The following is an 11992-nucleotide window of genomic DNA, read 5'->3' as shown; positions in this document are numbered from 1 at the left end:
ATTGCTCTGCATGGGCATGCCTCCCGTGACGCTCTGCGTCACATTCGAGAGCGGACGCGGAGCGTCCTGGGCGGGGTTACCACGCAGGACCGTGGGAACGATCATCAGTATCCGCCTGAATGCATAACCTGTGGGAGGCGGCTGGTTGCAGTCGCACCACTCGCTGACTAGTCTATGGACCTGTCTCAGTCGAGGAACACCCATGTCTGCCCCCCAGATGACGTTGTATTTCAACGCAGCCTCTCCTTTCGCCCGCAAGGTGGTGGTGATGCTTCATGAAACCGGTCAGGTTGACCGCGTGCATTTGCATCCCACGGTGCTGACACCGGTCAATCCGTCTGACGAACTCAACGGCGACAACCCGGCAGGCAAGCTTCCGGCCTTGCGCCTGGCCGATGGTAATGTGATCCACGACAGCCGGGTCATCCTCGACTATCTGGACCACCAGCATGTCGGCAACCCGCTGATCCCACGCGAAGGTTCTGCACGCTGGAGACGCCTGACCCTCGCCTCGCTAGCCGATGCCCTGCTCGACGCCGCCATCCTGATCCGCTATGAAACGGCGCTGCGCCCCGCCGAGAAACACTGGGATCTGTGGCTGGACAACCAGCAGGCAAAGATCGAGCGCACGCTCAGCTATCTCGAGCAAGACGCCATCACCGAACTCAGCGCGTCATTCGATGTGGCGTCCATCAGCGTCGCGGCAGCCTTGGGTTATCTGGACTTCCGCCAGCCTGACCTGCGCTGGCGCGGGGCCTATCCGCGTCTGGCCAACTGGTATCTGGAAGTCAGCCAGCGCCCTTCGATGCTGGCGACGCAGCCACCGGCCTGAGGCTGCGTGATTTTTCGCCGGGGCGTACGGTTGAACGTGAGGGCTCCGGCAGCTGGCTGGTGATGATGACGATCAGGCCGCGCGCCAGGGCCTGATCTTCGCGCAAGCCGAGCCACTTACTCATGAGATGGCTGCACAGCGGCGTCGAGTGGCTGGCCAGGGCGACTGATCGCAATGCCATACCAGTCCAGTTTGCGGGTCAGCACCATAAACACGCTCAGCAGGCCGAACAGCAGCAATGCCCCCATCAGCAGCGCGTAATCCTCGGCGCTGAGCAGACCATACAGCATGCCGTACAGCGCACTCAGACCTGCCGCAAAACCTGCTCCGTGGCGCACGCTGCGTAGCACATGGCAGACATAGAATCCGATCAGACAAACGCAGGCGCTGGCCGACAACAGATAAGCCACCGCAAACCCCAAATGCTCGGACAGTGACAACAGCATCAGGTAAAACAGCGCCAGCGCCGCACCTACCAGTGCATATTGAACCGGGTGTACAGCCATGCTTTTCAGCACTTCGAAGAGGAAGAATCCGGCAAACGTCAGCGCAATGAACAGCAACGCATATTTGATCGCCCGATCACTTTTGAGGTACTGATCCACCGGGTCGACGAAGCTCACGCCAAAGCTGCGGCTTTTGAAGTCCTCACAGGTCTGCGCCGTCAGACAGCGGCTGAGCGCATCTTCCAGGTTGGTGGAGAAGAACGAGGCCTGCCACGTGGCGCTGAAACCCTGACCCGTGATCTCGCGACGGCTCGGTAAATAGTTGCCGATGAAGCTTGGATGTGGCCAGTCGGCACTGAGCTGTACATTGCTGGACTTGCCTACCGGCGCAATCTCGAACTGGCCAGTACCTTGCAAGCGCAGATCGAACGCGAAATCCAGCGTGGCCTGTTCACGGCCTTCCAGCATCGGCAGGTTGGCGCTGACACCCTCGCCCAGCCAATCGACCCGCGAACCGGGCAACAGATCCAGCGTCTGTCCGTTCATCTGCAGCTTCGGCGAGCTTTCGATGCCGCGAATGTCGCTGATGCCCAGCGCCAGATAAGGCTTCTCGAATGTGTAGTCGGCAAAGTCCTCGGTCAAACCCAGTTGCTCGGGCAACACGAACTGGCCACTGATGTGGTTATCGGCATGATAAAGCCGCGCCTCGTAGATGCCTCGTGAACGCAGCTCGGTCTGCACCTTGCCATCAAGCTCGAAACGCTCCGGCAGAAAATAAAGCTGCCCGCGCTCGGAAGCGGTTTCAAGGTAACGCTCTTGCGTCTGCGCGTTGGTCTTCCAGATACGAACGTTTTTGCGATACGGCACAACCAGCAGCGGGCCGGTCAGACGCTGACTGAAGCTGGAGCTGCGCGCGATATCCTCAAGGACCCCGTCACGCTGCAACTGCCGATCAGTAATCAGGCTCCCGATCATCAACAGCGGAATCAGCAGCAGCAGAATCAACAACGCAATGGTGCCCAGTTTTACAGCCAGATTTCGATTCATTGGGACTCTCCCTTTTTTGATAGGCAGAGTCTGAAATGGCTATGTGGAGACAGCATGGGGGAGGTGTGGAGATTGTGTGGTGGCTGAGCAAGGTCGAGTAATACTTGGCGGCAAGCGTGACTCGACCTATTGGTTCTACTAGCTGGTTGGCCTGAGCGAACTCATACAGACTCATTCCCGTGATCAGCCATGATGGGAAAAAAGCCAATGTGTGGCAGTGCATCAGTTTTACTCTGCACCTATCGCTACGATGCTCTAGATCGCTTGGCCAGTTGCAACAGGGGTGGGCAGGCCGGTGCGTTTTTATTCTATAAAATGAACCGTTTGGCCAGCCAAATCCAAGGCGCTGTATGGCATTCATTGCTCCAGACAGAGGATCGTGTGCTGGCCCAGCAAAATCAGATTGGCAACCATCTGGATTGCCTGCCGCTTTTAATTGATCAGCAGGGATCGGTCATTGCAGCACCACAGCAGGCTTTTACGTATACAGCCTACGGCGAACGTGATCCATCGAACGACCCGGCCCAACTTCCAGGCTTCAATGGCCAATGGGTTGACCCCGTGACCGGGCATTATGTGTTGGGCGCAGGTTACCGGTCATTCAATACGGTGCTGATGAGGTTCAACAGCCCGGACAGCTTCAGTCCGTTTGGCGAAGGTGGGATTAATGGGTATGCGTATTGCTTGGGTAATCCCGTCAATGTAGAGGATCCAACCGGGCATATTCCTGTTATTTCAGCACTTACAGAAATGTGGTCAACGCTGTCACGAAGGCTGGTTAATGCCACGACAAGATTTCGTCCACCGCCCAAGGAAATGCGTGTGTATAACCATAGAGTGTGGCGCGGGCTCGACCTCAATGACAGAACAAAAAAATCAGATGGCGTGCAATTGGTTATCAGAGGTCATGGCGCTGACGCCTCAAAACTCGGTAGACAGGGAATCGAGATGCAGAACAAGATCGCGTCGCCCACCGAATTTGCCAACGCATTCAACGCAAAGACAGTTGAAGGCTACAAGGATATTAAACTCATTGCCTGCTATTCGGCACAGGGTGAACATAACTCAATGGCGGCAGCGTTATCCAAACACTCAGGCTTACCGGTTAAAGGTTACACAGGAAGCATCATGGTCGATTCCCTGGGTGAGCAAAGGCTGCGCCTGGTTAAAAAAAATCCCTATAAAAAGTCAGACCCTAAATACCCTGACTTCTCTTATGAACCGAAGTGGTTCAGACCCCCTGAAAAACAGTTCAATATCAGGAAATCCTGACGTTGACATCGCACCCATTGTTGTTTGGCGCACGCTTCAGCGCTCCCACCGCACTGAAGTCATTATTCAGATCACAGGCAGCAACAGCTTCACTTCAACCCCACCCTCAACATTCCCGATGCACATGTCGCCTTCATGCAACTGCACGACCTCTTCAACGAAGTTCAGTCCCAACCCGGTGCTTTTCCGGCCACTGACAGGACGCGGCAAGGAGTAGAAACGCTCGCTAAGGCGCGGTAAGGCGTAGTCGGGGATCGGCGTTGCGTCGTTGTAGAGCGTGAGACGGATGCGTTCCCCCTCACGTATGGCTGTCAGCCGCAGCCGTCCGTTGACGGGTGTGAAATCCAGCGCATTATCGATCAGATTGGCCAGCGCCTGACTCAACAGAAAGCGCTCGCCCAGCAGCCGCAGGCCGGGATCAATCTGAAGGTCGACTCGCAGCCCCTGACGTTCGATACGTGTACGTCTAGCCGTTAATAACTCATCGATCAGTTCGGCCAGTGCAATGGCAACCCGCTCTTCGAGACCTTGGCGCTGCTCGACCATTGCCAGATTAAGCAAGCGTTCGATCAGTTGTTGCAACCGCGCACTTTCGTCTTCGATATTGCTGACAAACCGTTTGCGCTGTTCACCGGGCATCTCATCGTGCAACAGCTCGGCAGCGCCACGAATCGCCGCCAGCGGGCTTTTCAGTTCGTGGGTCAATGTGTGTACGTAGCGCTCGACGTAGGCTTTGCCTTCCAACTGCGTGCGCATGTGTTCGACAGCAGAGGATAATTGCTCCAGTTCGCCCCCACGATAATGCGGCAACTCGGCACGACGCCCTTCGCTAACGGCCTGTGCATAGCCGGTGAGACGGCGTAATGCCGAACCCAGCCACCAGGAAAAAAGCCCGCCCAGTAACAGCCCCAGTATCATCAGTCCACCGCCATACCAGAGCAGTCGGCGCTCCGCACGATCGACATACGGTTGCAGTGAGCTGTTGGGCTTGGCGACGGTCACCACACCGATAATCGTGCCGTTATCGCGAATCGGCGCGCCCACGTGCATGACTGAGGAGTTGGGATCGTCGGGATCGCTACGCGTCGAGCGCGCACCGTATTTGCCCCGCAGGCTCAGGTAGACGTCGTTCCAGCGCGAGTAGTCCTGACCCACTGCCTCACCGCTGGAGTCGAGCAAAACGATGCCGTTGGCGTCAGTCACGTAGATGCGGTTGTTGACCTGATTTTTCGGCAAACCCCAGATAGTCGCGGCGGGCTGACGCAACCCATAGGCCTTGAGCGCGTCCGGCAGACGGCTTTGATCCAGCGTGCCGTTCCTGACGTCGTCGTGAATGATTTCGGCCAGCAGATTGGCAGTGTCGACCAAGGTTTCTTCGGTGGACTGACGCACGCCCGGACGGACTTCCTTCATCACAGTGCTGAGCACGAAGTAGCCGGTCAGTGCGATGAACACCGCATACACCAGAAAGATCCGAATGCTTAACGGCATCAGCTGTGGCCTGGGCTGTAACTGTAACCGAGCCCGCGATGAGTCTGGATTGGCTCGGCGTCAGCCGCCACGATACGCAGCTTGGCACGCACGCTCTTGATATGGCTGTCGATGCTGCGCTCGTAACCTGCATCTGCCGCAACCCCCATCGCATCGAGCAACTGCTCTCGGCTGAACACGCGCTCAGGCTGGGCGAGCAAGCACTGCAACAGGCGGAATTCGTGACGGGTCAGGCTCAAGGTGTGATTGCGATAGCTGATCTGGAAACGTTCGAGGTCCACCGTGAATGGCTGGTTTTGCGGAACACTCACAGTGCGCGGCTGCATACGCTTGAGAATTGCCCGGACCCGCGCCGCCACTTCTCGCGGACTGAACGGTTTGACAACGTAGTCGTCAGCACCGATCTCAAGCCCCACGACGCGGTCAATTTCACCATCACGTGCGCTCAGAAACATGACAGGCACTTCGCTGAAGCGCCGCAACTGCTTGCAAGTCTCAAAACCAGTGATGTCCGGCAGACCGATATCCAGAATGATCAGGTCGGCGGGCGCTACGCGCTGCTGCTCGACCGCCTCCTGCCCCAGGCTAAGCCATGAAGTGGTGAAACCTTCGCTCTGCAGCGCATAGATCAGCGTATCGGCAATCGCAGCTTCATCTTCGACAATCAATATGTGCGGCATGGCATCCGAGCGCTTGAAAAGAGGGCGAAACGTTGCGCGATTTCAGCCCTCTGCGTCAATCAGCAATCCGGTTTGTCAGCGGTATAGCGACGTGCCGGATTGACCGCTGCGTCGAACTCGCGCAGCGCCTTGGCGCCGATCAGCAGCGGATAGTTGAAGTGGCTGCGGTCCACCAGGTTCACTTCAACGGTGCGTTTCTGGTTGCCCAGGCATAGCTCCATGTCCACGACCGGGCGCTTGGCAGAGTCGACTGTTTCATCGTCCTCGTCATCCCCTTCCGAGCGGCCCTTGATCTTGCTGATCCGCGACACCTTGTGTTCGTAAACCTTGCTGTCGGCGTCCTTGGTCGCCAGGCGGAAACGCACCCAGTCGTCACCGTCACGCTTGAACAACTCAATGTCCTTGGCCGACAGGGAGGCTGTCAGCGCGCCGGTGTCCATCTTGGCCTTGAAGGTCTGACCGACATCCATCACCTTGATGTTCTCGTAGCGACCATACAGCGTCGGTTCGGCCGCCATGACAGGCAGTGCGAGCAGGGACAACAGCGCCAGAATCGGTTTCACGTGGGTGGTTCCTCACAATGGACAACGCCTGATTGGCGCCCGGTTTTTAGACAGCGAACCTGTGGTTGGTTCGACCGTTCAACAAGGGATTAGCATAATCACCCGCACATGAAACATTTGTAAGTACCTGTGCAATTGGCGTGAAACACGATGATCTTTATCATTGGCGCCCCAGAACGCTCAAGAGTCTTTTATGCGCCGTGCGCTTACCGGCTGTTTAGTCGCCACACTCCTGCTGATCAATACGCTTGTACTGATTGGCCCATTGCTGGTCTTTGCTCTGCTCAAGCTGCTGTTCAGAGGCCGGATGCGGGACCGTTGCTCCCACGCGGTCATGTGGATTGCCGAAACGTGGGCCGAGATCGACAAGATCATCTTCGCGGCCTGTATCCCTACGCAATGGGACATTCGCGGCGATGAAGGTCTGCGCAGCGACACCTCCTATCTGGTCATCAGCAACCACCAGTCCTGGGTCGACATCCCCGCACTGATTCAAGCGCTAAACCGGCGCACGCCGTTCTTCAAGTTCTTCCTGAAAAAGGAACTGATCTGGGTGCCGCTACTGGGGCTGGCGTGGTGGGGGCTGGATTACCCGTTCATGAAGCGCTACACAAAAGCGTTTTTGGCCAAGCACCCTGAACTCAAGGGTAAGGACCTGGAAATCACCAAGGCCGCCTGCGAGCTGTTCAAGCGTCAGCCGGTGACCATCGTCAATTACCTGGAAGGCACCCGCTTTACCCCGGCCAAACACACGGACCAGTCCTCGCCCTATACCCGCCTGCTCAAGCCCAAGGCTGGCGGCGTTGCATTCGTGCTGGCGGCGATGGGTGAACAACTGGACGCCATTCTGGACGTGACCGTGGTTTACCCGGGCTCAAGTATTCCGGGCTTCTGGGACATGCTCTGCGGTCGCGTTCCGAAAGTGATCGTCGATATCAAGACACGGCCGATGGATCCTGCGTTGTGGCAGGGCGATTACGAAAACGATCCGGTGTTTCGCGAGAAAATCCAGGGCTGGGTCAACCAGCTGTGGATCGATAAAGATGCGCGTATCGCTTCGTTGAGGTTGGAAAAAACACAGCAATAACTAGCAGTTTCGACAGGTAGATAACTGTCCGCGAGCGATTGAAACTGTTCCCGAGAGAAAGGAGAACACGATCATGCCGCCGTCCACTCGTACGTTGTTGGGCACCTACCGTTATGATGCACTGGACCGCATCGCGGCTTGCACGCCTGCGCTTCAGGCGAGCGTCAAAAGGTTCTATCAGAAGGATCACCTGTCCACCGAACTTAAAAGACCTGAGCAGTTTGCCTTTATGCGGGCCGAAGGCAGGCTGCTGGGCATAGTGCACACGAATGTAAGCGGACCAGGCAGCGATTTGCTGGCCGTTGATCAATCAGAATCGGTACTGCACAGCATCGGTCTTCAACAGCATCGGGTCTTCGCCTACTTGCCTTATGGAACGTGCGCAAAAGAACGCTCGACGTACCTTCCGGGTTACACCGGTCAAGTGCCCGACCCGATCACAGGCCATTATCTACTGGGCAATGGAAAGCGCGCCTTCAATCCAGTGCTGATGCGTTTCAATCGCTTAGACACGCTAAGCCCGTTCGGTGAAGGCGGCCTCAATGCCTATGCCTACTGCAAGGGCGACCCCATCAATTACACGGACCCCACAGGCCATTATTCAATACCAGGAATGGCAGGCATGGCCAGCGTGCGACTCAGAAGGCGTCACGACACTGGAGCCATCAGGTCAAGCCTGATGACCGAAGACGGCGTTGTTCGGACCGTGGACAGAGCCCTGCGCAGGAATACTTCGCCCCTACCCATGTCTGAATCCAGAAGACACATCGAAGTTACGGTCAAGAATTTCGACCAGAATTTGCCCTTTATCAAGAAACTTGCCTCAGTCAATCGCAACCTTGCCAGCCACGGCGACACCGACCTCAGTTTGCCCCATGCAAAATATTACGCGGACCTGGCGGTGAAAGTGCAAGCCGGACAGCTAAGTAATACCGCAGCACATGTCGAAGCGGCCCTGAAATGGGCCAGCATGGTGCGCGCGCGAGGAGGGAGTTCAACACCGTTAGTTGGCCTGACATTCAACATGCTAGGAGCGTTAGCTTCTGGCACTCTGGATCAACACCTTTATAAAACCGGCAGGGTGTTGCTCCAGAAGAATCAGTCAGTGCGACAAGTTGATCGTCTTCATCAGTGACCGGCACCCCATAGCCCACTCAGGCTTTGCAATGCCGAGCCACTGGCACCTTGTTGACCGAGGTATTGCAGGATCACCGGAACAAACTGGCTGACCATTGTGCTGTCCATGCCCAGCGCTTTGAACGCACTGTTCACATCGCCCATGTCCTGCACATTGCCCAAGGCACTGTTGAGTAGCGAACTGTCGCCCGATTTGTTCCCGCCCAGCAACTTGCCCAGGCCGTTGGCACCTCCCAGGCTGTCCAGAGCGGAAGTGCCAGAGAGTTGCTCAAGACCGGGCACCGACTGAGCCAGTTGAGAATAATCATTGCCAGCCAGCTTGTTCTTGGCTAAACCCAGCAACGCACCTGTCCCGCCAACAGCCTGTTCCGGCGTGACATTGAGCTGAGAACCCAACGCATTGAGCAAGCCGGCAGCTTCTGGCGCAGCCGTGGCTTTCTGGTTGCCGCTGGTCGCGTTGGAAACCGCGTTCGCTGCGTCATTCAGGTTGAAGGCAAACACCGGGCTTGCCGCCAGGCTCATCATTGTTGCCAATGCCATCACGCGTGCAGTCTTCATTCGGTCAACCTCATCAAACCTGAACAGCCCGTAAGTGGGCGGTAAAACAGACGATTTGACTGAATCGACAGGGGCTTGTTCCCGGCGCAGGTCAGAGGATGCAGCTTATTTCCTACTGTGGCGTCAGAGCGAGCCACTCGTGCAGCACCTGCCCTAGCATTTCTGACAGCGGCGCGACGGCAGGGAATGGCGCAGGATCGTAGCTCGATAATCACCAAGCGATGAGCCCGATGATTTCCGCCGCGCGTGCCACACGATGCCTGTATCACTACGACCCGCTGGATCGTCTTGCCCGTAGCACGACGACGGGACGGGCTGGCGTGAAGTGTTTCTATCGCAAAAACCACCTCACCACTCACATTCAAGGCCAGATCACACGCACGCTGCTTCACGCTGATGGGCTTTTGCTGGCCCAGCAACATCATGATGATCAGACCGTCGACTGCGCACTGCTCGCGACCGACCAACAAGGCTCGACTCTCGCCACGCCACAGTCAGGATTCTCCTATACGCCCTACGGCAGCCGCCACCCACAGACCAACGCCATGAACCTGCCAGCCTTTACGGGTCAGCAGGCTGATGAGATGACCGGTCATTATCTGTTAGGCAATGGCTACCGGGCGTTCAATCCGATACTGATGAGGTTCAATAGCCCGGACAGTTTCAGCCCTTTTGGCGAGGGTGGATTGAATGCGTATGCGTATTGCGTGGGGGATCCGGTTAATCGAGTGGACCCGAGCGGGCGCACGGCAGCATTTCTGAAAACGCTCTTAAGAGCCGTTGGCGTGATGAAGAAAGCGACGCCGAACGTTCAGCTACCCAACCTTGTGAGCGAAACCCTCCAGAGCACCAACACTATTAGCACTGCGCTGCTGATACCTCGGGAAATTCCGGTGCAGATAAAAAGTCTGAAACTAGGCCCACGAAAGAGCTTGGCCAATGGCGTTTATATGTTTGATGAATTGAATGATGATGGCACGCTTGGGCTGACCATTAACGCTCATGGCGCTGCGCCTTTGTCCAATCGAGGACCTCGTTTGGTATCAAATGAAAAGCAGTACATCTCCCCAAGAGGGCTTATCGGCCTGCTCGAAAAAAACAACGTAAATATGCGTCAGTACGAGAACATTCACGTTATCGGATGCGGTACGGCGGATGGTGGAGACATCTCATTTGCAGCCAAGTTAGCCGCGATGACCGGAAAGCCTACACAAGGCTATCGAGGATGGGTAACGAACAAAAACATGAGAGCCATCCGCAGTGAAGATAATGCTGGAGCACCACAGATCGCTATAACAAATCCCTTTGAAAGAGGTGACCACCGCTGGAAACAGTTCAACTACGATCCGGTCTGGTTCACCTAAGGGCTTGTTCAAAAAGCTACAGATTTAGATCCTGATGTCAGGTCGTTTCCTGATAATCGGGCGACAGTGACCGCAGCCCTGTCGCCCGATGCAGGTTCAAGCCGCGCTAAACAGCTTATGCGGATCAATCACAAACTTTTTCGGCACACCCGCGTCGAACTCGCCGTAGCCACGCGGCGCGTCATCCAGGCTGATGACTTCGACACCCACCACATCAGCGATCTTGATGCGGTCCCACATGATGGCTTGCATCAGTTGGCGGTTGTACTTCATCACGGGCGTCTGGCCAGTGTGGAAGCTGTGGGATTTGGCCCAGCCCAGGCCGAAGCGAATGCTCAGGCTGCCCATTTTTGCGGCGGCGTCCACCGCACCCGGATCTTCGGTGACGTACAGGCCTGGAATACCGATTTTGCCTGCCACGCGCACCACGCCCATCAACGAGTTGAGCACGGTGGCCGGCGCTTCGGATTGTGCACCTGCATGGCCGTGTCCCCGCGCTTCGAAGCCCACCGCATCGATGGCGCAGTCCACTTCAGGCTCGCCCAGCAAGGCGGCGATCTGTTCGTGCAGCGGCGTGTCCTGGGACAGGTCGGCAATCTCGAAGCCCTGAGCCTTGGCGTGAATCAGGCGGGTCGGGTTGACGTCACCGACGATGACCACCGCAGCGCCCAGCAGGCGCGCTGATGCAGCAGCCGCCAGGCCGACCGGTCCGGCACCTGCCACATACACCGTACTGCCCGGCCCAACGCCCGCGGTTACGGCACCGTGGTAGCCGGTGGGCAGGATGTCGGAAAGGCAGGTCAGGTCGCGGATCTTTTCCATCGCGGCGTCGCGATCCGGCAGCTTGAGCAGGTTGAAGTCCGCGTAAGGCACCAGCACGTATTCCGCCTGGCCGCCCACCCAGTCGCCCATGTCGACATAACCGTAGGCACCGCCTGCGCGGGCGGGGTTGACGGTCAGGCAAACGCCGGTGTGCTGTTCTTTGCAACTGCGGCAGCGACCGCACGCCACGTTGAACGGCACAGACACCAGGTCGCCGACCTTGAGGTGTTCAACGTCGCGACCGGCCTCGAGCACTTCGCCGGTGATTTCATGACCGAGTACCAGACCGGTCTGGGCAGTGGTACGACCGCGAACCATGTGCTGGTCGGAGCCGCAGATGTTGGTGGATACCACGCGCAGAATCACACCGTGTTCAATGCGCTTGCCGCGTGGGTCTTCCATTTTGGGGAAAGGAATGCTTTGCACTTCGACCTTGCCAGCGCCGAGATACACTACACCGCGATTACCAGACATGCTTTCACCTCGCTTTTATTGTGTGTTGTAGCGGAGAAATGCGCTGCTTTGAGTGGTGTTGCGGCAACGCACCGATTGTTCCGGGATGCTTGTGTCGGTGTTCCTGAATATGCCTGCGCTGTGGGAGCGAGCTTGCTCGCGAAAGCGGTGTTTCAAGCGCACCCGCGCGATTGGATGTACCGGCCTTTTCGCGAGCAAGCTCGCTCCCACGGTTCTGTG

11 protein-coding genes are annotated in these 11992 nt (G+C 57.1%); 5 read left to right on the top strand and 6 right to left on the bottom strand.

The features are described from left to right. Window positions 1-202 precede the first annotated feature (202 nt). Window positions 203-832, top strand: a complete 630-nt coding sequence (locus ALP40_RS09230) for a glutathione S-transferase family protein (protein ID WP_181115019.1) — start codon at window positions 203-205, stop codon at window positions 830-832. A gap of 116 nt (window positions 833-948) precedes the next feature. Here the strand turns inward: ALP40_RS09230 and creD are convergent, their stop codons facing one another. Further along, window positions 949-2325: a cell envelope integrity protein CreD gene (gene creD, locus ALP40_RS09225; protein ID WP_122207982.1), complete on the bottom strand. Its 1377-nt coding sequence runs from the start codon at window positions 2323-2325 to the stop codon at window positions 949-951. A 189-nt stretch (window positions 2326-2514) separates the two neighbouring features. On the opposite strand from creD, the gene ALP40_RS09220 reads away from it, so the two are divergent. Next, entirely contained in the window at window positions 2515-3597 is a 1083-nt protein-coding gene (locus ALP40_RS09220; protein ID WP_259640692.1) for an RHS repeat-associated core domain-containing protein, read from the top strand. Between the two features lie 66 nt (window positions 3598-3663). Here ALP40_RS09220 and creC read toward each other — a convergent pair whose 3' ends face one another. Genes creC through ALP40_RS09205 form a run of 3 tightly spaced genes read right to left on the bottom strand, consistent with a single transcriptional unit; the run spans window position 3664 to window position 6331 of the window. Continuing rightward, entirely contained in the window at window positions 3664-5088 is a 1425-nt protein-coding gene (gene creC, locus ALP40_RS09215; protein WP_122207981.1) for a two-component system sensor histidine kinase CreC, read from the bottom strand. Beyond that, on the bottom strand, window positions 5088-5768 hold the full coding sequence (gene creB / locus ALP40_RS09210; RefSeq protein ID WP_122207980.1) for a two-component system response regulator CreB: 681 nt from the start codon (window positions 5766-5768) through the stop codon (window positions 5088-5090). Before creB ends, creC begins: the two co-directional genes overlap by 1 nt. Window positions 5769-5827: 59 nt before the next feature. Further along, on the bottom strand, window positions 5828-6331 hold the full coding sequence (locus tag ALP40_RS09205) for an ATP-dependent zinc protease (protein ID WP_122207979.1): 504 nt from the start codon (window positions 6329-6331) through the stop codon (window positions 5828-5830). A gap of 193 nt (window positions 6332-6524) precedes the next feature. Here ALP40_RS09205 and ALP40_RS09200 point away from each other — a divergent pair, with 193 nt between their 5' ends. Together ALP40_RS09200 and ALP40_RS09195 are read left to right on the top strand one after the other, a co-directional pair. Continuing rightward, the gene (locus ALP40_RS09200) at window positions 6525-7418 is read left to right on the top strand and encodes an acyltransferase (RefSeq protein ID WP_147478308.1); all 894 of its coding nucleotides are present in this window, start codon (window positions 6525-6527) and stop codon (window positions 7416-7418) included. Window positions 7419-7491: 73 nt separating this feature from the next. Beyond that, the gene (locus ALP40_RS09195) at window positions 7492-8553 is read left to right on the top strand and encodes an RHS repeat-associated core domain-containing protein (protein WP_122207977.1); all 1062 of its coding nucleotides are present in this window, start codon (window positions 7492-7494) and stop codon (window positions 8551-8553) included. Here ALP40_RS09195 and ALP40_RS09190 read toward each other — a convergent pair. After that, window positions 8547-9113: a DUF2780 domain-containing protein gene (locus ALP40_RS09190; protein WP_122207976.1), complete on the bottom strand. Its 567-nt coding sequence runs from the start codon at window positions 9111-9113 to the stop codon at window positions 8547-8549. The genes ALP40_RS09195 and ALP40_RS09190 overlap by 7 nt on opposite strands. 230 nt (window positions 9114-9343) lie before the next feature. Between ALP40_RS09190 and ALP40_RS25540 the strand changes: the two genes are divergently transcribed. Continuing rightward, on the top strand, window positions 9344-10477 hold the full coding sequence (locus ALP40_RS25540) for an RHS repeat-associated core domain-containing protein (protein WP_122207975.1): 1134 nt from the start codon (window positions 9344-9346) through the stop codon (window positions 10475-10477). A gap of 96 nt (window positions 10478-10573) precedes the next feature. On the opposite strand, the gene fdhA is transcribed toward ALP40_RS25540, so the two are convergent. Next, window positions 10574-11773 carry a formaldehyde dehydrogenase, glutathione-independent gene (gene fdhA / locus ALP40_RS09180; RefSeq protein WP_122207974.1) on the bottom strand — a complete coding sequence of 400 codons (1200 nt, stop codon included), beginning with the start codon at window positions 11771-11773 and terminating at the stop codon, window positions 10574-10576. Window positions 11774-11992: the final 219 nt, after the last annotated feature.

The organism is Pseudomonas viridiflava (genome assembly GCF_003702045.1).
Lineage (GTDB): Bacteria > Pseudomonadota > Gammaproteobacteria > Pseudomonadales > Pseudomonadaceae > Aquipseudomonas > Aquipseudomonas viridiflava_C.
The sequence above is the reverse complement of the archived record's forward strand: the minus strand, read 5'-3'. Positions and strand labels throughout refer to the sequence as shown.